Annotated in this window: 20 protein-coding genes; 13 read left to right on the forward strand and 7 right to left on the reverse strand. The window is 70.9% G+C overall.

Annotated elements, in window-relative coordinates:
- Positions 1 to 35 precede the first annotated feature (35 nt).
- Positions 36 to 743 carry a 2-phosphosulfolactate phosphatase gene (locus ACFZBU_RS24810; RefSeq protein WP_391585815.1) on the forward strand — a complete coding sequence of 236 codons (708 nt, stop codon included), beginning with the start codon at positions 36 to 38 and terminating at the stop codon, positions 741 to 743.
- Positions 744 to 813: 70 nt separating this feature from the next.
- On the opposite strand, the gene ACFZBU_RS24815 is transcribed toward ACFZBU_RS24810, so the two are convergent.
- The gene (locus ACFZBU_RS24815; protein WP_391585816.1) at positions 814 to 1773 is read right to left on the reverse strand and encodes an alpha/beta hydrolase; all 960 of its coding nucleotides are present in this window, start codon (positions 1771 to 1773) and stop codon (positions 814 to 816) included.
- 55 nt (positions 1774 to 1828) lie between these two features.
- Positions 1829 to 2320 (reverse strand): DinB family protein, encoded by a 492-nt coding sequence (locus ACFZBU_RS24820; protein ID WP_391585817.1) that lies wholly within the window; start codon positions 2318 to 2320, stop codon positions 1829 to 1831.
- Positions 2321 to 2651: 331 nt separating this feature from the next.
- On the opposite strand from ACFZBU_RS24820, the gene ACFZBU_RS24825 reads away from it, so the two are divergent.
- The 8 genes from ACFZBU_RS24825 (at position 2652) to ACFZBU_RS24860 (ending at position 12445) form a co-directional block, all read left to right on the forward strand.
- Positions 2652 to 3236 (forward strand): chloramphenicol phosphotransferase CPT family protein, encoded by a 585-nt coding sequence (locus ACFZBU_RS24825; RefSeq protein WP_391585818.1) that lies wholly within the window; start codon positions 2652 to 2654, stop codon positions 3234 to 3236.
- 667 nt (positions 3237 to 3903) lie between these two features.
- Positions 3904 to 5025: a flavodoxin-dependent (E)-4-hydroxy-3-methylbut-2-enyl-diphosphate synthase gene (ispG, locus tag ACFZBU_RS24830; protein ID WP_391585819.1), complete on the forward strand. Its 1122-nt coding sequence runs from the start codon at positions 3904 to 3906 to the stop codon at positions 5023 to 5025.
- Between the two features lie 111 nt (positions 5026 to 5136).
- Positions 5137 to 5526, forward strand: a complete 390-nt coding sequence (locus tag ACFZBU_RS24835) for a DUF1801 domain-containing protein (RefSeq protein WP_391585820.1) — start codon at positions 5137 to 5139, stop codon at positions 5524 to 5526.
- 191 nt (positions 5527 to 5717) lie between these two features.
- Positions 5718 to 6758, forward strand: a complete 1041-nt coding sequence (locus ACFZBU_RS24840; protein ID WP_391585821.1) for a LacI family DNA-binding transcriptional regulator — start codon at positions 5718 to 5720, stop codon at positions 6756 to 6758.
- Between the two features lie 316 nt (positions 6759 to 7074).
- A complete protein-coding gene (locus ACFZBU_RS24845; protein ID WP_391585822.1) occupies positions 7075 to 8487 on the forward strand; it encodes an ABC transporter substrate-binding protein in 1413 nt (470 codons plus the stop codon).
- 139 nt (positions 8488 to 8626) lie between these two features.
- The gene (locus ACFZBU_RS24850) at positions 8627 to 9619 is read left to right on the forward strand and encodes a carbohydrate ABC transporter permease (protein WP_391585823.1); all 993 of its coding nucleotides are present in this window, start codon (positions 8627 to 8629) and stop codon (positions 9617 to 9619) included.
- A gap of 10 nt (positions 9620 to 9629) precedes the next feature.
- Positions 9630 to 10589 carry a carbohydrate ABC transporter permease gene (locus ACFZBU_RS24855; protein WP_391585824.1) on the forward strand — a complete coding sequence of 320 codons (960 nt, stop codon included), beginning with the start codon at positions 9630 to 9632 and terminating at the stop codon, positions 10587 to 10589.
- A 206-nt stretch (positions 10590 to 10795) separates the two neighbouring features.
- A complete protein-coding gene (locus ACFZBU_RS24860) occupies positions 10796 to 12445 on the forward strand; it encodes a glycoside hydrolase family 13 protein (RefSeq protein WP_391585825.1) in 1650 nt (549 codons plus the stop codon).
- 91 nt (positions 12446 to 12536) lie between these two features.
- Here ACFZBU_RS24860 and ACFZBU_RS24865 read toward each other — a convergent pair whose 3' ends face one another.
- The 4 genes from ACFZBU_RS24865 to ACFZBU_RS24880 all read right to left on the reverse strand — a co-directional run bounded on the left by ACFZBU_RS24865 (position 12537) and on the right by ACFZBU_RS24880 (position 15133).
- Positions 12537 to 12851 carry a hypothetical protein gene (locus ACFZBU_RS24865; protein ID WP_391585826.1) on the reverse strand — a complete coding sequence of 105 codons (315 nt, stop codon included), beginning with the start codon at positions 12849 to 12851 and terminating at the stop codon, positions 12537 to 12539.
- Positions 12852 to 13081: 230 nt separating this feature from the next.
- Positions 13082 to 14227: an RNA polymerase sigma factor gene (locus ACFZBU_RS24870; RefSeq protein WP_391585886.1), complete on the reverse strand. Its 1146-nt coding sequence runs from the start codon at positions 14225 to 14227 to the stop codon at positions 13082 to 13084.
- Between the two features lie 6 nt (positions 14228 to 14233).
- On the reverse strand, positions 14234 to 14641 hold the full coding sequence (locus ACFZBU_RS24875; protein ID WP_391585827.1) for a YciI family protein: 408 nt from the start codon (positions 14639 to 14641) through the stop codon (positions 14234 to 14236).
- Between the two features lie 177 nt (positions 14642 to 14818).
- The gene (locus tag ACFZBU_RS24880; protein ID WP_391585828.1) at positions 14819 to 15133 is read right to left on the reverse strand and encodes a hypothetical protein; all 315 of its coding nucleotides are present in this window, start codon (positions 15131 to 15133) and stop codon (positions 14819 to 14821) included.
- Here ACFZBU_RS24880 and ACFZBU_RS24885 point away from each other — a divergent pair.
- The 4 genes from ACFZBU_RS24885 to ACFZBU_RS24900 all read left to right on the forward strand — a co-directional run bounded on the left by ACFZBU_RS24885 (position 15114) and on the right by ACFZBU_RS24900 (position 18206).
- On the forward strand, positions 15114 to 15737 hold the full coding sequence (locus tag ACFZBU_RS24885; protein ID WP_391585829.1) for a dihydrofolate reductase family protein: 624 nt from the start codon (positions 15114 to 15116) through the stop codon (positions 15735 to 15737). The genes ACFZBU_RS24880 and ACFZBU_RS24885 overlap by 20 nt on opposite strands.
- Positions 15738 to 15787: 50 nt before the next feature.
- Complete coding sequence (locus ACFZBU_RS24890; protein WP_391585830.1) at positions 15788 to 16111, forward strand: YciI family protein; 324 nt, start codon at positions 15788 to 15790, stop codon at positions 16109 to 16111.
- Positions 16108 to 17367, forward strand: coding sequence for an RNA polymerase sigma factor (locus ACFZBU_RS24895; RefSeq protein ID WP_391585831.1), 1260 nt, complete (start codon positions 16108 to 16110; stop codon positions 17365 to 17367). The genes ACFZBU_RS24890 and ACFZBU_RS24895 overlap by 4 nt, the downstream gene beginning before the upstream one ends.
- A 170-nt stretch (positions 17368 to 17537) precedes the next feature.
- A complete protein-coding gene (locus ACFZBU_RS24900) occupies positions 17538 to 18206 on the forward strand; it encodes a class I SAM-dependent methyltransferase (protein ID WP_391585832.1) in 669 nt (222 codons plus the stop codon).
- 98 nt (positions 18207 to 18304) lie between these two features.
- Here ACFZBU_RS24900 and ACFZBU_RS24905 read toward each other — a convergent pair whose 3' ends face one another.
- The gene (locus tag ACFZBU_RS24905) at positions 18305 to 19345 is read right to left on the reverse strand and encodes a methyltransferase (protein WP_391585833.1); all 1041 of its coding nucleotides are present in this window, start codon (positions 19343 to 19345) and stop codon (positions 18305 to 18307) included.
- Positions 19346 to 19388: the final 43 nt, after the last annotated feature.

A 19388-nucleotide genomic window follows, 5' to 3' on the forward strand; every position in this document is an offset into this window, starting at 1 on the left:
GTGCTTCGGGTCGGGCACGCCCGATGACGGCCGGAATGCACGCTCGTTTCCTCGGCATCGCCGATCTGGTCGAAACCCCGTCCGTGGCGGTGGTGGTCGACGTCATGCGGGCTTTTACCGTGGCTGCCTGGGCCTTTGCCCGAGGGGCGGAAAAGATCGTGCTCGCCGAGTCCTTGGACGAAGCTCTCGCGCTGAAAGCTCGCCACCCGGATTGGATGGCGATCAAGGACGGTCCGCCCGCGCCCGGATTCGACACCGTCAACTCCCCGGGCCTGCTACGGTCCATCGACTTCGGCGGACGGACCGTTGTGCAGAAGACCACGGCCGGGACGGTCGGCGCCCTTGCGGTCAAGGACGCGCCGCTGGTGCTGTGCGCCGGCTTCGTGGTGGCGGAGGCGACGGCTCGGCTCTTGCGGACCCGCGAGGGTGACAGTGTCACGTTCGTGGTCACCGGCGAGGATGGGCGGGCCGACGAAGATCTGGCGTGTGCCCAGTACATCGCTCGCAGGGCCGGCGACGACGGGACGGATGCCGCCGAGTTCCTCCGCCGCGCTGCCGCATCGCGCGCCGCCGCCGAACTGGCGGAGGGGGTGCGTCAAGGAGTCCATCCCGACGACGTTGCGCTCTGTCTCGAGGTCGACCGGTTCCCCTTCGCCATGGTGGCGGCCTTGGAAGGCTCGCTCATGGTCCTGCGTCCACGCGCGGTGCCTGCGCTGACCGACGAGGGCCCGGTCCCGGTCTGACGGCCGGCGACGTTCACACGCAGCACGCGAGAGCGGGCACGCCGTCGGGTAGGCGGCGTTCCCGCCGGGTTCAGCCGTGGAGGATGGCGGCGGCGTCGGCGAAGAAGCGGTCGCCGGCTGTGGCTGCGGACGGGGCGAGTCGGTCCATGGTCAGGAAGCCGTGGATCATTCCGGGCTCGCGGCGGTGCCGAACGCGGACTCCGGCGGCGGCGAGACGGGCGGCGTACTCGTCGCCCTCGTCGCGAAGCGGGTCGTGTTCGGCGGTGACCACCACGGCCGGCGGCAGGCCCGAAAAGTCGGCGGCGAACAGCGGGCTGACCCCCGGATCGGCGCGACGGGCCGCGTCCGCAACGAAGTTGGTCACGCCCCACGCGACGGCGTCGGTGGTCAGACCCCAGCCGGTGGCCTTGTCCCGCGTACTCGGCCGGGACAACGTCAGGTCGGTGTTGGGGAACGCGAGGATCTGCGCCGCCGGCAACGGGGCGTCCTCGGCGCGCATCCGCAGACAGGTCAGCGCCGCCAGGTGCCCACCCGAACTGTCCCCCGCGACCGCCGGCGGCCCCGCCGCACCCGACAGTTCGCGGGAGTGCTCGGCGGCCCAGCGAAAGGCCGCGGCGGCATCGTCGGGCCCGGCCGGCCAGGGGTGTTCGGGGGCCAGGCGGTAGTCGACGGCCAGTACCGCGGCCCGCGCGGCCAGGGCGAGTCGGCGGCACAACCGATCGTGCGAGTCCAGGCCGCCGATGGTCCACATGCCACCGTGCAGGTAGACCACGAGCGGGAGCGGATCGAGGGTGGGTCGGTACAACCGGGCCGGAATCGGCGGCACCGTCACCGCCGGGCCGTCCACGAGGAGATCCCGAACCTCGGCAACCTCAGGCCCGGCCGGCCGGCCCGCAAGGCGCCGGCGCTGCCGCCGCCGCATCTCGACGGCCCCGAGTTCCCGCGCAGCGGGCCCACCGGCACGCCGCTCCGTCTCCAGGTAATCGGCAAGCTCCCGATCCGCAAGAGCGCCCTCTTCGTCATCACCCATGCCGCCCAGCCTGCCGGCCACCCCTCACCACGACTCCCCCGGGAACCCGGGAACTTCAGCGTCCGGTGGTGCCGTCGATGAGTTCACGGAGGATGTCGGCATGGCCCGCGTGCCGACCGGTTTCCTCGATCATGTGGGTGAGCGCCCAGCGAACGCTCGGCGACGGGCCCGCGCGCCCGGGCCGGGGAAGCGGTGCGCCGAGATCGGTGCATTCGTCGAGAACCTTGTTCGCGCGGTCGACGGTCGCCCGGTAGCGGGCGACGACGTCGGCGACGGTGTCCTGGGGGTCGGGGCGGAACGTCGCCTGCCAGTTGCCGACCTTTTCGCCGAGGAACGTCGCATTCTCGACGGCGACCAGGTGGTTGAGCAGGCCGAGCAGGGTGGTGCCCGAGGGCACGTCCGATGTCCGGACCCGGGGCTCTGCGGCTCCGTCGACCTTCGCGGCGATCGAGGCCCGCAGGTAGTCGAGGAATCCGCGCAGGACCTCGACCTCGCTGTCGGCGGTGCGGGGCGGAGGGGTGTCACGGCGGCGGGAGGCGGGGGACACGGCGTACTCCTTCGTGGTGCGGGTGCGGTTTGCCGGGGCGGAAACACTCGGTCCGGCGGACCGGCGAGACGTGGTCGACAACCTCGGTGGTGTGCCCCTCGGCGCCGAGCACAATCCGGCGCGGCGTCTCCTCCCCGGCTTCGGTGTGGCCAGTCTCGACCGACACGTCACGAGGTGGCGACGATCCTTGCCGTTTCGGCAAGCCGATGGACCGAGGACCGTGAGCCGCAAGCCGTGAGCCGTGGGCCGTGAGCCGTGGGCCGTGGGCCGTGGGCCGTCAGGGGCGGATCACGGACATAAAAGATCCGTAATTTGGAGATAGACTTCGGAGATGACGCCGCCGCAAGAGTCATCGCCGCGCCCCGCGACGGGGCGCATCATCTTCCTGAACGGCACCTCCAGTTCCGGCAAGTCCAGCATCGCCGCCGAACTGCTGCGCATCCTCGAACCGTCGCACTACCACCTCGCGGTGGACGCCTTTCACGCCATGCGGTCGAAACGACACATCCCGCCGGACCTCGTGGACGCCGAGATCGACCGTACGGTCAAGGGCTTCCATCGCGCGGTCGCCGGCATGGCCGCCGCCGGCAACCCGGTCGTGATGGACCACATCCTCAGCAAACGTTGGCGCCTGCTCGATTGCCTGGACGTGTTGCCCGCCCGGGACGTGGTCCTGGTCGGATTACGGTGCCCACGCGCCGAGTTGCTCCGTCGCGAACAGGCGCGCGGGGATCGCACACCGGGCATGGCGGCCCTTCAGTTCGACCGGGTGCACGCGCACGGGGTGTACGACCTCGAATGCGACACGCACACCGACAGCCCCGCCGAATGCGCCCGCCGGATCCGCGACTTCCTGCCGAGCCGCCCGACCCCCACCGCCTTCGAACGCCTGCGCCGGATGCTGCGCAGCGAGTGAACCCGCCCGGCACGCACCGGCGTCCCGAACGAGCCGGCTGACCCCACCGAGCCGGCCGATCCGGACAACCCGGGCGAGCCGGCTGATCCGGCTGATCCGAGTGCTGCGATGCCGCCCGGCCCACCGCCCGGACGCGGCCGGCGCTCGGATCACCCGCCCGGCGCATGCGAATCACGCCCGGCCCCGAGTCCCGCACCCCCGCGCGCCGTCGTGATCATCGGTGCGTCACCGGGCCGGGTTTCACGCCTTCTCGGTCATCCGATCGTCGGTAAAACTGCCATACGTACGCCGGCCGGCCGACCCGGGCGCCCCACCACGGGCGCCCCAGCGCGAATGCACCACCCGGGCGCCCCCGCGCCGTTCGGCCCGGCGACCGTGTGTCCACGTCGATCGAACCCTGGAGGGACATGTACGAATGCCCGAGCCCCCGCCCGCTCCGCACCGCGGCGGACTCGCGATTACCTCGGCGGACCGCGGTGCTCGCCGACGTCGGGCCGGGCGGACACCGGCGTGTGTCGTCCGCCGATACCGAACTCCCGTCGCCGGAGAGACCTTTGTCACCGGTGGGGCCCGCGTCGCCGGTACGGCGGATGCCGAGCCGGTCCGTACCGCCACGTCGAAGCCGCGCGAGCGCGGGGACGTACCCATCCGGACAGGAGGCACCCGCATGACCGCCACCGACCTCGGCCTGCCCGGGGTTCCCACCCACGTGCCGGTCCGACGCCCCTCACGTCGGATCGATGTCGGCGCCGTCCCCGTCGGCGACGGGGCACCGATCAGCGTGCAGACCATGACCACCACCTCCACCGCCGACGTGGACGCGACCCTGCAACAGATCGCCGAGGTCACCGCCGCCGGATGCGACATCGTCCGGGTCGCGGTGCCGTCCCGGGACGACGCCGACGCGTTGGCCGCGATCACCGCTCGGTCGCCGATCCCGGTGGTCGCGGACATCCACTTCCAGCCGCGCTACGTCTTCCAGGCCATCGACGCGGGCTGCGCGGCGGTACGGGTGAACCCGGGCAACATTCGCCGGTTCGACGACAAGGTCCGGGAGATCGCGGCGGCGGCCGGCGCGGCGGGCGTGCCGATCCGGATCGGGGTCAACGCCGGCTCGCTGGACCCGAGAGTGTCGGCCCGACACGGCGGCCGGGCGAATGCCGAGGCGCTGGTCGAATCGGCGCTGTGGGAGTGCTCGTTGTTCGAGGAACACGGCTTCCGGGACCTCAAGATCGCGGTCAAGCACCACGATCCGCGCACGGTGATCGAGGCCTATCGGCTGCTCGCCGCGCGCTGCGACTATCCCCTGCATCTGGGTGTGACCGAGGCCGGGCCCGCTCTCCAGGGTTCGATCAAGTCTGCGGTGGCCTTCGGCATCCTGCTCGCGGAGGGCATCGGCGACACGATCCGGGTGTCGTTGTCCGCGCCCCCGGTCGAACAGGTCAAGGCCGGTTGCCACATCCTGCAATCCCTCGGATTGCGCCCGCGTCGGCTGGAGATCGTCTCCTGTCCCGGCTGCGGCCGACTCCAGGTGGACATCCACCGCCTGGCCCGCCGCGTCGAGGCCGCCTTCGACGGTTTCCCCGTCCCGCTGCGCGTCGCGGTCATGGGTTGTGTCGTGAACGGCCCGGGCGAGTCCCGCGAAGCGGACATCGGCGTCTCCTCCGGCAACGGCAAGGGCCAGATCTTCGTCCGCGGCGAGGTGGTCAAGACCGTCCCCGAATCCCACATCGTCGAAGCCCTCCTCGAAGCGGCCCTGAACCTCACCGACCCGCCGACCACACCCTGACCGCCGCAACACCCCGCCGCCTACGCCCGCCCCCACGGCCGCCCCCGGCACGACGGGCGGGCCCGAAGCGCCGGATGCCGGAAGCCGCGCGCGGCACTAGGGTGCAGAGCCATGACGTACGCCACCGATTCACGCGTCGACGACTACATCGAGGGCCTGCCCGACTGGCAGCAGGCCATCTGCCGTGAGGTGCGTGACCTGGTCCACGGCGCGGACCCGGAGGTGGTCGAGACCATCAAGCGCACCAACCGGCCGTACTTCGTCCTCCAGGGCAACATCTGCGCCCTGCTCGCGGCGAAGGACCACGTCAACGTCTTCCTCTACGACGGCGCCATCGTCCCGGACCCCGAGGGAATCATCACCGGCGGCCACGACAACAAGACCGCCCGCACCGTGGCCGTACGCCAGGGCGAAACCATCAACGCACCGGCCCTCACCGCGATGTTCAAGCAGATCATCGCCAACAATCGGGCCGGCGGTTGGCGCAAACTCAAGCGCTGACCCTGAACCTGCCGACATCCCACCCCGTCCCTCGGCGGCCGGGCACGCCCGCCGACCGTGCATCGCCGGCCACAAGGCGCAGGTCGCCGGGCCGCAGGTCGCCGGGCCGCAGGTCGCCGGCCGCAGGCCCCATGCACAGCGCTTGCGCCTTTGCGCAAAAAGATGACTTCTTCCGTACTACTCTTGCGCTCATGGTGCGTCGACTTGCTGAGGTTGCGAAGAAGGTCGGAGTGAGCGAGGCGACGGTCAGTCGCGTGCTCAACGGGAAACCGGGGGTGTCGGAGGGGACGCGGGCCGCGGTGTTGACCGCGTTGGATGTGATGGGCTACGAGCGGCCCACCCAATTGCGGGGCGAGCGGGCGCGGTTGGTCGGGCTGGTGCTGCCGGAGTTGCAGAATCCGATCTTTCCGGCGTTCGCCGAGATCGTGGTCGGGGCGCTCGCGCAACGCGGGTTCACCCCCGTGTTGTGCACCCGGACCGCCGGCGGCGTGACCGAGGCCGACTACGTCGAGATGTTGCTCGACCAGGCGGTATCCGGGGTGATCTTCTTCGGCGGGTTGTACGCGCAGGCCGATTCGCCGCACGGCCACTACGCCCGCCTGGCCGAGCGCAACCTGCCCACCGTGTTGCTGAACGCGGCCGTGGACAACCTCGACTTCCCCCGGGTGAGCTGCGACGACGCGGCCGCCGCCGAGCAGGCCGTCGCGCATCTGACGGCGCTGGGCCACGATCGGATCGGGATGATCCTCGGCCCGCCGGACCACGTGCCCTCCAACCGCAAACTCGCCGCCGCCCGACGTGCCGTGCACCTTCCTGAGGACCGGGTCGAACACGCCCTGTTCTCCCTCGAAGGCGGCCAGGCCGCCGCCACGCGGTTGATCAATCGCGGCATCACCGCGCTGGTGTGCGCCAGCGATCCGCTCGCGCTCGGCGCGGTAAGGGCCGTACGCCGCCTGGGACTTCACGTCCCGGGCGATGTGTCGATCGTGGGCTACGACGACTCCGCGCTGATGTCGGCCACCGACCCGCCGCTGAGCACCGTGCGCCAGCCGATCGAGCTGATGGGCCGGGCCGCGGTCGAGTTGTTGATGGCGGAGATCGCCGGCACCCCGGTCACCCACGACGAGCTGCTGTTCGAGCCGGAGTTGGTGCTGCGCAAGTCGTCGGGACCGGTGCCCACAGCCGACCGGGCAACGCCCGGAACCCGCCCGGCCGGCCCCACCGCCCCCTGACGGGCGGCATTCTGCAAGTCGGCATCGAGAGAACCACCGACCACTGTCGCTAATTTGCGAAATCTCGTCGACATCTTGTAGAGCCGTGGCCCCTCGTGGTTGAGTGTGCAGCGCCACGCAGCACCCGGAACGCGCCGTCCCGGAAGCCTGCGCCTGCTCGTTCCATTCGTCGGGTTCCACCGAGTTTCCGACCGAGATCGGCACGACCGACCCCGGGCCATGTCGTGCTGCCCGCGCTCCCCCGCGGGCGGCCGACGACCCGGCCGACGGCCGACGCGGGTCCGCACGGTCAGAAGGGCTCCCTCAGATGCGTCAGATGCGCAACACCGCGACCAGGTACCGCAGATCCTCCGCCGCACTCGTCGTCACCGCCGGGCTGCTGTTCGCCGGCGTCGCCTGCTCGGACGACTCCGGCGACAAGGCGGACAGCGCCGACAATGCCAAGACCGACCCCTCCGGCGCCGCGAACGCTCCCGGGACCGGCGGCGGCAAGAAGGTCTCGATCACCGTCAACTGCAAGCCGCCGCGCACCGCCGAGGTCGACCGCAAGCAGTGGGAACAGGACGTGGCGACCTTCGAGAAGGCCAACCCGAACATCAGCATCGAGTCCAAGGACGCGTTCCCGTGTTCGGACCCGACCACGTTCGAGGCCAAGCTGTCCGGCGGCCGGATGGAAGACCTGTTCTACGTCAACTACACCAACGTGCAGACCGTGCTCGCCCGCGGCGGCGCGGCCGACATCAGCGCCTACATGGAAAAGACCGTGCCGGGCAAGGAGCTTCGCCCCGACCTGGTGAAGTACTTCCAGGACACCGCCGGCAGGACGTTCGGCGTACCGCGCACGAACTACTCGATGGGCCTGGTCTACAACCGCGCGCTGTTCACCAAGGCGGGCCTGGACCCGAACAAGCCGCCGGCCACGTGGGACGAGGTTCGCGCCGCGGCCAAGAAGATCGCCGACAGCGGGGGCGGCACCGTCGGCTACGCCGACTACAGCGCGAGCAACCAGGGCGGCTGGCACTTCGTCGCCGAGCTGTACTCCCGCGGCGGCGCCGCGGTGTCCCCCGACGGCAAGTCCGGCACGGTGAACACGCCCGAGGGCAGGGCCGTCCTACAGACCCTGCACGACATGCGCTGGACGGACAACAGCATGGGCAGCAAGCAATTGCTGACCATCGCGGACGTGCAACAGATGATGGGCAGCGGTCGGCTCGGCATGTTCCTGGCCGCGCCCGACAACATCCCCACCATCGTCAACGAGTTCGGCGGCAAGCTCGCCGACCTGGGCATCGCACCGATCCCGGAGGGCAAGGGCACGCTCGCCGGCGGCGACGGCTACATGTTCAACAAGAAGTGCACGCCCGAGCAGATCGAGGCGGGCCTGAAGTGGCTCGACTTCCTCGCCCTGACCCCGGGCAGGGGCCTCAACGACTGGGCCCGCGGCAAGACCGACAAGGAACCGGTCGGCCTGCCGGAGCCGGCCATCTGGACCGGCGCCGCCGCCAAGTCCAACATCGACCTCAAGGCCGCCAACGCGAACCTGCCGGTGGAGAACTACGCAAGCTTCGCCGCCGCCGCCGTCCCGGCCATCGCCGAACCCCCGAACGGCCAGCAGATCTACTCGATCCTGGACGGCGTGGTCTCCAGCGTGCTGACCAAGAAGGACGCCGACCTGGACAAGCTGCTCGGCGACGCGAACACCAAGATCACCCAGCAACTCGCCAAGTAGGCACACCGCGCACCCGACGGGCCGGCCGGGACCCCACCCGGCCCGCCCGGACCCGCGGACCCGCCCGGCCCACCCGACGAGCCCCGTCCCGCCGGCCGCCCACCCGCCCGGCGACAGCGACAGCGAGGGAGCGCACGCAATGACGACCACGGTCGCGGTCTCCAAGCCCGATCCCCCGGGCCGCACCCGATGGCGCCCCGGCAGCTCCCGAGGCGGCGCCCGAAACGGCTCCGCGCAGCACCCGCACGGCCCGAGTCGCCTGCGTCGCCGGATCCACGCCAATCTCACCGCCTACGGCTTCCTCGCGGGCGGCCTGCTCTGCTTCGCCCTCTTCTCCTGGTACCCGGCCATCCGAGCCATCCAGCTGTCCTTCCAGCGCACCGGCGGCCAAACCGGCGCGGACACCGAGTGGGTGGGGTTCGACAACTTCACCACCGTCTTCGACGACCCCGAATTCGCCGCCGCGTGGCGAAACACCCTCTACTTCACCGGACTTGCGCTGGTGATCGGATTCGTGGTGCCGTTCGTGCTGGCCCTGCTGATCAACGAGATGCGGCACGCCCGGGCGTTCTTCCGGCTCGCGGTCTACCTGCCGGTGATGATCCCGCCCGTGGTCACCGCGCTGATGTGGAAGTGGTTCTTCGACCCGGGCCCGGGCCTGTTCAACGAGGTGCTCCGGGCCGCGCACCTGCCCACCTCGACCTGGACCAACGGCGCGGACACCGCGATGATCTCGCTGGTCCTGGTCGCCACCTGGGCCAACATGGGCGGCACCGTGCTGATCTACCTGGCCGCGCTCCAGGGCATCCCGGGCGAGCTGTACGAGGCGGCCGAGTTGGACGGGGCGAACCTGTGGCAGCGGATCCGGCACGTGACCGTGCCGCAGACCCGGTTCATCATCCTGATGCTGATGCTCCTTCAGATCATCGCCACGATGCAGGTGTTCGTCGAACCGTTCATCATCACCGGCGGCGGGCCGGGCGACTCCACGATCACCGTGTTGTACCTGATCTACAAGTACGCATTCGTCTACAACAACTACGGGAGCGCGTGCGCGCTCAGCGTGCTGCTGCTGATGCTGCTCGCCGCGTTCTCCGCGCTGTACCTGCGGTTGACCCGGACGAAGGACTAGGGGGCCGGCGATGGCGATCACGATCGGATCCCGCGGCCGACGGGCCGGCGCGCGGGCGGACCGCGCCGCGGAGCGCGCCCGGCGCCGCGCGGGCACGCAGGTGCGCACGCTCGTCTCACCGATGCGACTGCGCAGCACCCGCGGCAGGATCACGTACTGGGTGGTCTTCACGCTCACCCTCGCCGGCTTCACCGCGGCGTTCCTGTTTCCCATCTACTGGATGGTCACCGGCGCGTTCAAGTCCCCGGACGAGATGTTGCAGAGCCCGCCGACGTACGTGCCGAAGGAGTGGCACGCGGACAACTACGCCGAGGCGTGGCGCCGGATGGACCTGGCCCGCTACCTGAGGAACACCGCGCTCCAGGCGGGCGGCGCCTGGCTGTTCCAGATCGTGCTGTGCACCGCGGCGGCCTACGCGCTGTCCAAACTCAAACCGGTGTTCGGGCAGATCGTGCTCGGCGCGATCCTGGCCACCCTGATGGTGCCCGCATCCGCGCTGCTCGTGCCCAGGTATCTGACCGCGGTCGACGTACCGTTCGTCGGCACCAACCTGTTGAACACGCCATGGGCGATCTGGCTGCCGTCGGTGGCCAACGCCTTCAACCTGTACCTGCTCAAGCGCTTCTTCGACCAGTTGCCCGACGACGTCCTGGAGGCCGCGTCGATCGACGGCGCGGGCCCGTTGCGCACGCTGTGGTCCATCGTGCTGCCGATGTCGCGGCCCGTGCTCGGGGTGGTGTCGATCTTCGCGGTGGTCGCGGTCTGGCAGGACTTCCTGTGGCCGCTGCTGGTCTTCCCGGACACCGACAAGCAGCCGATCAGCGTCGCGCTGGTGCAACTGTCCGCGAGCCTGCCGCTGACCTATCTGATCGGCGCGATGGTCATCGCGAGCATCCCGATGGTGGCCGTCTTCCTGGTCTTCCAGCGGCACATCATCGCGGGGATCAGCGCGGGTGGCGTCAAGGAGTAGGAGGAGGAAGAGGAGGAGCATGAGTAGCTCTCCTGCGTGCAGGGGAGCGGGTACCCGATCCCCCGTCTCCCCCGCCCCTCGTCTCCCCCGATCCCCCGTCTCCCCCGATCTCTCGTCTCGCTCCGAGACGCATCCCCTTTTCGAGACGGCGACGGCCGCGCCCGGCGCGGTACGTCCCCGTCGTCCTACCCGAAAGGAACGACGACGTGGCAGAACACGGCCGACAGGGAGCGCAGGCGGCACCGTGGTGGCGTGGCGCGGTGATCTACCAGGTGTACCCGCGCAGCTTCGCCGACGGCGACGGCGACGGAACCGGGGACCTGGCCGGCGTGCGCGAGCGGCTACCGTACCTGGCCGAGTTGGGCGTGGACGCGCTGTGGTTCAACCCCTGGTATCCCTCGCCGATGGCGGACGGCGGCTACGACGTGGCCGACTACCGGGGCGTGGCACCGGAGTTCGGCACCCTGGCCGGCGCGGAGAAGCTGATCGCCGATGCGCTGGAGCTGGGCATCCGCACGATCGTGGACATCGTGCCCAACCACGTCTCCAGCGAGCACCCGTGGTTCCGCGCCGCGATCGCCGACCCGGCGGCGCCCGAACGCGAACTGTTCTGGTTTCGGCCCGGGCGCGGCGAGCACGGCGAACTGCCGCCCAACAACTGGGTCTCCGAGTTCCACGGCCCGGCCTGGACCCGCTCCACCGACCCGGACGGCACCCCGGGCGACTGGTATCTCAACCTGTTCGACTCCCGGCAGCCGGACCTCAACTGGGGCCACCCGCGCGTGCGCGAGGAACACGAGGACGTCCTGCGGTTCTGGTTCGACCGCGGCGCGTCGGGAGTGCGGATCGACTCGGCGGCGCTGCTGGAGAAGGACCCGGCGCTGCCCGACCTGGACCCGGATTCGCCCGCCCCGCACCCGTACGTCGACCGGGACGGGCTGCACGCCGTCTACCGCTCGTGGCGCACGATCGCCGACTCGTACCCGGATCCGCGTGCGCTGATCGGCGAGATCTGGCTGCCGGACACCGAGCGCTTCGCCCGCTACCTGCGGCCGGACGAGTTGCACACCGCGTTCAACTTCGACTTCCTGTCCTGCCCGTGGGAGCCCGTGCGGCTGCGCGCGTCGATCGAGGGCACGCTGGCGGCACACGCGCCAGTGTCCGCGCCGGCGACGTGGGTGCTCGCCAATCACGACGTGACCCGCACGGTGACCCGATACGGCCGCGCGGACACCTCGTTCGGCTTCGCCGCCAAGGCGCGCGGCGTACCGACCGACCCGGTGCTGGGGATGCGCAGGGCGCGGGCCGCGGCGTTGCTCACGTTGGCGCTGCCGGGCGCGGTGTACGTCTACCAGGGCGAGGAGTTGGGGCTGCCGGAGGTGGAGGACATCCCGCCGGCCGCGTTGCAGGATCCGATGGCGCTGCGCTCGGGCGGCACCTCGCCCGGGCGGGACGGTTGCCGGGTACCGCTGCCCTGGTCGGGGGACGCGCCGCCGTACGGCTTCAGCCCGGCGCGTGCCTCGGCGCCGCCGTGGTTGCCGCAGCCGGCCGACTGGGCCGACCGGACCGCGGCGGCGCAGAGCGGCGACCCGGAGTCGATGTTGTCGCTGTATCGGGCCGCGATCCGGCTGCGCCGCGCGGAGTCGGCACTCGGCGACGGCGACGACCTGACGTGGCTGCCGGGGGTGCCGGCGAATGTGCTCGCGTTCGGGCGCGGCGACCGGTTCGCGTGTGTGGTCAATCTGGGCGGGGACTCCGCGGAGCTGCCGGCGCATCGCGAACTCCTTTTGTCGAGCGGACCGTTGACCGTCGACGGCGGCCTTCCCTCGGATACGGCGGCCTGGCTGCGATTGTGAGCGGATACCCGGCCGCGGGCCCGCCGACGGGCCCGCGGCCGGTGGCGCGGTTGCGGCCCGAAGGTCGCCGGGCGGGCGTTCAGCCCTGTGGCTACCGGTCGATCGGCAGGCCGAAGAAGGGGAACAGATCGGCTCGGTGGAACGTCAACACCGCGGAGACGCCCGCCCTGGTCAGGGTCGGCACCTGGATCGTGTGCGCGTGGAAGGCACCGTCTCGTCCCCGGGTGTACATCGCGAACGCGGGCCGGCCGTTCGCGGACGTCTCCACCATGATCCGCTGCCCCTCCCCCGGCCGCAGTTTCGCCGCGAGCAGCCGCAGCACGTCCCGGCGACCGTCGAACCAGGTCGGAATCGGCGGCATCTCCCAACGGGCGTCCTCGGTCAGCAGACCTTCGAGGGCGACCATGTCGGCCCGCTCGAAGGCCTAGCCGCGACGATGCCGTCGTGGTGGGCTCGTATGCCTCGGCGGTGCGGCCCGCGCAGGGCTGACGCGGCGGGCGGTGCATCGTCTGTGCGCGCCGGGAAACGACAGGTCTCCCGGCGTGCACCGAAGGTGCGGGTTGGCGGAACGCCGGCCGGGATCGGGGAGGCCGGGAGCGCAATCCCGGGGCCGGCGGCCGGTCTGCGGTCTGCGGCTCACCCGCCCGATTGGGTGTTGAGTCGCGCCGCCTGTCGGGTGAGGTGGTTGCGTTCGGGGAGGCTGGGCGCCGATCGGGCGGCTTCGGCGTACAGGCGGGCCGCGGTCACCGAGTCGCCGTCGCGCTCGCGCAGGTACGCCTCGACGGCGGTGTGGCGGGGCAGGGCGGGGTCGAGCCCGGACAGGGCGGCCAGGCCGGCCCGCGGGCCGTCGGCCTCGCCGACCGCGACGGCCCGGTTGAGGCGGGCCACCGGGCTGTCGGTGAGGCGTACCAGTTCGTCGTACCACTCGACGATCTGCACCCAGTCGGTCTCCTCGGCCGTTCGGGCGTCGGCGTGGAGTGCGGCGATGGCGGCCTGGGCCTGGAACTCGCCCAGGCGGTCGCGGGCGAGGGCCGCCTGGAGCACGTCGACGCCCTCGGCGATCAGGCGGGTGTTCCACAGGCTGCGGTCCTGCTCGGCGAGCGGCACGAGCCGGCCGTCCGGACCGGTCCGTGCCGGGCGCCGTGCGTGGTGGAGCAGCATGAGCGCGAGCAGGCCCGCGACCTCCTCGTGGTGGGTCTCGGCGGCCAGCCTGCGGGTCAGCCGGATCGCCTCGCCGGCGAGGTCGACGTCGCCGGAGTACCCCTCGTTGAACACCAGGTAGAGCACGCGCAGCACGGTGGCGACGTCGCCGGGTTGGTTGAACCGGACGTCCGAGACGGTCCGCTTGGCCCTGCTGATCCGCTGGGCCATGGTCGCCTCGGGCACGAGGTAGGCCTGCGCGATCTGCCGCGTGGTCAGGCCGCCGACCGCGCGCAGCGTGAGCGCCACCGCCGAGGCCGGGGTCAGGGACGGGTGCGCGCACAGGAAGTACAGCTGAAGCGTGTCGTCCACCGCCTCGACCGGGCCGGGCGCGGGCTCGACCTCGACGCGTACCTCGCGGTGCCGTCGGGAGGCATCGGCGCGGGCGGCGTCGAGGAACTTGCGCCAGGCCACGGTGACCAGCCAGCCCTTGGCCTCACGCGGAGGATTCTCCGGCCACACGCGCACGGCCTCGACCAGGGCTTCCTGTACGGCGTCCTCGGCCGCCGCGAAATCCGCTCCGCGGCGGACGAGGACGCCGATCACAGTGGGGGTGAGGGTCCGCAGGAGGACCTCGTCCACCATGCGTCACTCCGTGATGGTCGTGGGTTCGGAGAAGAACGGGCGCACTTCCAGCCACTCGCCGATCGGCTTCCCGCCCGCGCCCGGAGCCGCGGACAACTCGGCAGCCAGCTCCAGCGCCCGCTGGTGGCTCTCGACGTCGATCACCATCCAACCGGCGATCAGGTCCTTGGTCTCCGCGAACGGACCGTCGGTGACCGGCGGTCGCCCCTCGCCGTCGTAGCGGACGAACGTGCCCTCCGGGGAGAGCGCCTGGCTGTCGACGTACTCGCCGGTGCCTTCGAGCCGGGCGGCGAAGTCCTGCATGTACTGCACGTGGGCGGAGAGTTCCTCCGGCGTCCACTGGTCCATCGGCACGTCGTTGGCCGGTGCCGGGGCGCCGCGATAGTGCTTGAGCAAGAGGTACTTGGCCATCGTGTTCTCCTCGGTGCGGTCCGGCCCATTGTGGCCGTGTTCACTGCGGGGACGCAGCTGCGGGCGGGTTCTCGACATCGTGCCGCGAACTTTTTCGGCGGGGGATGATTCGCCGGGTGTGGGCGCGCGGCCCGGCGGGGCCGGGCTGCTGGGCCAGTGGGTGGGGGCGGGCGGCGGTCAGCCGCGCCGGCGCTCTTCCCGCTTCCGGATCGGTTCCTCGACGGGGCTCGGCAGAGTCGTCTCGAAGTGGTCGGGTCTCCGGCTGCCCGTCGTGGCCGCCGGAGACCCCTGGGATCTCGACATAGTGGGCGCACCGATATCGAAGGCGCGCCGATTCGGATCGCCGGCGACAGGCGCCCGGAAAAGTTTTTCGAAGAAATCCGGGAGGAGGTGTCCGATCGGGGCGGTGGCGTTCGTAGCAGGGGTGAGGCCGCCCGCAACGGGGCGGCGCCGAAGCGAAGGAATCGCGATCATGAAGCTGACGACCGTCACGCAGATCACCGTCGATGGCGTGATGCAGGGAAACGGCGGCGCCTCGGACGAGGACCGCAGGAACGGATTCGAGCGCGGCGGATGGGCCCTGGGAAGGGGCGACGACGCGACCACGACGTTCATCAACCAGACCTACCGGCGTGCCGACGCGTTCCTGTTCGGCCGGCGGACCTACGAGCTGTTCGCCGGCTCGTGGGGGACCTTCACGGTCCGGGACGCCCCTCGCTGGGAGTCCGTCGTGGAAGCGTTGAACACACGGCCCAAGTACGTCGCGTCGACCACGCTCACCGATCCGGCGTGGTCGGACACGACCGTCCTGTCCGGAGACGTCGCGGCCGCCGTCCGAGAACTGAAGGCCCGGCCGGGAGGTGAGCTGCAGGTGCACGGCAGTGGCATCCTGACCCGGTGGCTGCTGGCCAACGATCTGATCGACGAGATGATTCTGATCACCGTCCCGGTGGTCGTCGGCCAGGGCGCACGGTTGTTCCCCGACGCGGGCCCGGACCTCGCGCTCGACCCGGTCGAGTCGCGGGTCGACTCCAGGGGCGTGACGATCCAGGTCTACCGGCCGGCCGGGCGCCCGCAGTATGCGCCGACGGCTTGAAGTCCCCGACCCACGAACCACGTCTTGACACCACAGGAGATGATCTTCGGATGCAGTACCTGGTTTCCGTGATCGATGACAAGAGCAATCCCGGCAGCACGGACAGGCAGCCCGCCATCAGCGCATTCAACGAACGACTGATCGCCGAGGGCTATTGGGTGTTCGCGGGCGGACTCGCGGACACCGACACGGCCACGGTCGTCGACAACCGGGGCGAGCAGGCGGTGCTCAGCGACGGGCCTTTCGTGGAGTCGAAGGAGTACCTCGCAGGCGTCTGGGTGTGGGAGGCCCCCGACCTGGACGTTGCGCTCGAGCTCGCCGCCGAGGCGTCGAAGGTCTGCGATCGCAAGGTCGAGGTGCGGCCGTTCCAGTGAACGACATCGACGTCCGCGAGGCGGTCACCCGGGCCCACCACGAGGAGTGGGCCCGGGTGGTCGCCGCCCTGACCAGGCGCTTCGGTGACCTCGACGTCGCCGAGGAAGCGGCGGCCGAGGCGTTCGCGACCGCCGTCGAGCGGTGGCCGGCCGACGGCGTGCCCCCCAACCCCGGCGCCTGGCTGACCACCACCGCCAACCGCAAGGCCATCGACCGGATTCGGCGCGAGAACAAGCGCGACGACAAGCACAAGGAGGCTCGGATGTTGTACGACGACGACCTGCCCGAGCTTCTCGACGCCGACGCCGACGCCGACGCCATCGACGACGACCGGCTGCGGCTGATTTTCACCTGCTGTCACCCGGCGCTGGCCATGGAGAGCCGCGTGGCGCTGACCCTGCGCATGGTCGGCGGTCTGACCGTGCCCGAGATCGCCCGCGCCTTCCTGGTGCAGGAGAGCGCCATGGGCCGGCGGATCACCCGCGCGAAGACCAAGATCAAGGCGGCCCGCATCCCCTACCGCGTGCCGTCCGCCGAGGATCTCCCGGCGCGCGTCTCCGGCGTGCTCGCCGTCCTGTTCCTCGTCTTCAACGAGGGTTACCTGGCGACCGGCCCCGACACCGATCCGGTACGTCCCGGCCTGACCGCCGAGGCGATCCGGCTCACTCGTCTGATCCGCGCCCTCATGCCGGACGACGGTGAAGTGGCCGGGCTGCTGGCGCTGATGCTCCTCGTCGAGGCCCGCCGGCCCGCCCGGGTCTCGGCCGGCGGCGAACTGGTCGCTCTCGACGAGCAGGACCGCGGGGCCTGGGACGCGGCGCTGATCGCCGAGGGGCACCGGCTGGTACGCGAGCGCCTGGTCGCCGCCGCCGCCGGGGTGGCTCCGGGTCGCTACCAGATTCTCGCGGCGATCAACGCCGTGCATACCTCCGCCCGCGACATACGCGACACCGACTGGTCGCAGATCCTCGCCCTCTACGACCGGCTGGTCCGCCTCGACCCCTCACCGATCATCGCCCTCAACCGGGCCGTCGCGGTCGCCGAACTGGACGGCCCGGAGGTGGCACTCGCGGCCGTCGACCGTCTCGAGCACGGTTTGGCCGGCTATCACGCCTACCACGCCACCCGCGCCGACCTGCTGCGCCGACTGCGCCGCGGTCACGAGTCGCGCGCGGCCTACGACAAAGCCATCGAACTGGCCGGCAACACCGCCGAGATCGCCCACCTGACCCGCCGCCGCGAGCAACTGCGGTAGCTCCCACGGATTCCCGGTCAAGACCCCGCACACAGCCGGGTGCCGGCCCCGGTGCGTCCCCGCCACAGCGGGGCCGACGCCGGTGCGCCGTGGCGGTGCATTCGGCGCGGTCTCGGTATCGACACCGGGGAAGCCCATCGGCATAGGGACCGCGGTCCTACTGTTGGCTGATGCGCGCACACCACATCGACCGCCCGGCAGATCTCGACGTGGTCCGGGATTCCTATGACCGGGTGGCCGACAACTACGCCCACATGGTGGTGACGACGGGGGTCGGTGACATCCGTAGCCATCCCTGGCTCAAGGCATCGATCGACGCCTTCGCCGACACGGTGCGCGGGCTCGGGCCCGTCCTCGACGTCGGCTGCGGGCCCGGAACGGTGACCGCCTACCTCGCCGAACGCGGACTGGACGTGTCCGGAGTCGATCTCTCATCCCGCATGATCGAGAACGCGCGCCGTCTTCATCCGCGATGCCGCTTCAGTGTCGCCTCCGCCACCGACCTCGACCTGGCAGAAGCGTCCCTCGGCGGCGTGCTCGGGTGGTGGTCACTGTTCAATCTCCCCCGCGACGTCCTTCCTCAGGTTCTGGCCCTGTTCGCGCGCGCCCTGAAGCCGGGCGGCCACTTCATCACCGCAACACACGTCGGCGACGAAGACGCGCTGCGCACCGAGGCATACGGGGGAGTGCCCGTGCGCTGGACCACGCACAAATGGCGGCCGGAACAACTCGTGGACCTGATCGAGCAGGCCGGACTGCGCCCGGTCGCCGAACTCCGGCTCCCCGCGGATGAGCAGAGCGGGCCGGGCCTGGTCGTCATGGCCGAGCGCCCTTCCTGAAGACCGGGCGGGGGGAGATCCGCTCACTCGGATGGTGGACGGATCTCCGACCGCAACCACACGCAACCACAACGGAGTTGCCGTAGAGGTGTAGGCGGTCAGCCTTTCGGCTCGCATTCGAAGACGTGATGGCCGGCGGTCGATCGCCAGGCGGACAGGACGGTGAAGTGCGCCCGTTCCAGCAGTGCGCGCAGATCGTGCTCGCCGAGACCGCCGGTGTCCTTCCCGCACATCACCATCTGGAAGAGCACGTGGGCGGCGTCGGACTCCTGGTCCAGCAGGGGTTCGAGCACGAGCAGCCGAGGCGGGGCGAGGCCGGGTTCACGTGCTTCGGCGGTGCGGCGCATGGCCCGGCCCACCGCGGTCAGGAGACGCACGCACCTCTCCGGCGGCCAGTCGTGCAGGACGTTCTTGAGCAGATAGCGATCGCCGCCCGCAGGCACCTCCTCGAAGATGTCCGCGGCGCGGAAGGAGATCCGGTCGGCGATCCGTTGCCCGACGGACGCCCCGAGCGTCGCCTCGCCCCGCGCGCACACATCCGGCCGATCGACACACACCCCGCGAAGGTGGGGGTGGTCGGCCAGAACACCGGCCAGCGTCGTGCCGTCGCCGCCGCCGACGTCGATCAGCGTGTCGACCCCCGTGAAGTCGTACTCCTGCGCGAGCGCGGCGGCCGTCGGGCGAGCCAGTTCCGCCATCGCCGCGTCGAAGATCCGGCCGGTGTCCGGACTTTTCTCCAGGAACTCGTAGAGCGAGACGCCGAAGACCCGCTCAAAGCCCGAGCGCCCGGTGCGAACGGTTGCCGACAATGCTCCGAAGGCGTCGTCGTACGTTTCCGCCGTCAGAATGCACAGATTGCGCACGGACCGCGGATGATCGGCTCGCAGCGGCGCGAAGGCCTCGCTCAAGGCGAACCCGTCGTGCGCATCCCGGGTGAAGACGCCCCACATGGCCAGCGTCTGCATCAGCCGCGCCATGACCTCGGGATCCGATTCCGTGCGCCTGGCGATTTCCCTCGCGGGCATCGCCCCATCCGCCACGATGTCGGCGATGCCGAGCCTGGCCGCAACCGCCAACGCCCGGGCCCCGCAGCCCCCGGCGGCAAGCTGCACGACCCGCATCTCGTCCGTGCCGTCCACGTTCGCTCCGTCCGACCGAATGGCACCGCCCACCGGCACCCCG

This window comes from Embleya sp. NPDC008237 (genome assembly GCF_042956465.1).
GTDB lineage: Bacteria > Actinomycetota > Actinomycetes > Streptomycetales > Streptomycetaceae > Embleya.

What these genes read in the sequence shown, in the direction of transcription:
- ACFZBU_RS24885 (WP_391585829.1), top strand. Translation starts at nt 15,114, where the DNA reads ATGAAGCTGACGACCGTCACGCAGATCACCGTCGATGGCGTGATGCAG.
- ACFZBU_RS24855 (WP_391585824.1), top strand. Translation starts at nt 9,630, where the DNA reads ATGGCGATCACGATCGGATCCCGCGGCCGACGGGCCGGCGCGCGGGCG.
- ACFZBU_RS24835 (WP_391585820.1), top strand. Translation starts at nt 5,137, where the DNA reads ATGACGTACGCCACCGATTCACGCGTCGACGACTACATCGAGGGCCTG.
- ACFZBU_RS24890 (WP_391585830.1), top strand. Translation starts at nt 15,788, where the DNA reads ATGCAGTACCTGGTTTCCGTGATCGATGACAAGAGCAATCCCGGCAGC.
- ACFZBU_RS24810 (WP_391585815.1), top strand. Translation starts at nt 36, where the DNA reads ATGCACGCTCGTTTCCTCGGCATCGCCGATCTGGTCGAAACCCCGTCC.
- ACFZBU_RS24865 (WP_391585826.1), bottom strand. Translation starts at nt 12,851, where the DNA reads ATGGTCGCCCTCGAAGGTCTGCTGACCGAGGACGCCCGTTGGGAGATG.
- ispG (WP_391585819.1), top strand. Translation starts at nt 3,904, where the DNA reads ATGACCGCCACCGACCTCGGCCTGCCCGGGGTTCCCACCCACGTGCCG.
- ACFZBU_RS24840 (WP_391585821.1), top strand. Translation starts at nt 5,718, where the DNA reads ATGGTGCGTCGACTTGCTGAGGTTGCGAAGAAGGTCGGAGTGAGCGAG.
- ACFZBU_RS24815 (WP_391585816.1), bottom strand. Translation starts at nt 1,773, where the DNA reads ATGGGTGATGACGAAGAGGGCGCTCTTGCGGATCGGGAGCTTGCCGAT.
- ACFZBU_RS24850 (WP_391585823.1), top strand. Translation starts at nt 8,627, where the DNA reads ATGACGACCACGGTCGCGGTCTCCAAGCCCGATCCCCCGGGCCGCACC.
- ACFZBU_RS24900 (WP_391585832.1), top strand. Translation starts at nt 17,538, where the DNA reads ATGCGCGCACACCACATCGACCGCCCGGCAGATCTCGACGTGGTCCGG.
- ACFZBU_RS24845 (WP_391585822.1), top strand. Translation starts at nt 7,075, where the DNA reads ATGCGCAACACCGCGACCAGGTACCGCAGATCCTCCGCCGCACTCGTC.
- ACFZBU_RS24875 (WP_391585827.1), bottom strand. Translation starts at nt 14,641, where the DNA reads ATGGCCAAGTACCTCTTGCTCAAGCACTATCGCGGCGCCCCGGCACCG.
- ACFZBU_RS24825 (WP_391585818.1), top strand. Translation starts at nt 2,652, where the DNA reads ATGACGCCGCCGCAAGAGTCATCGCCGCGCCCCGCGACGGGGCGCATC.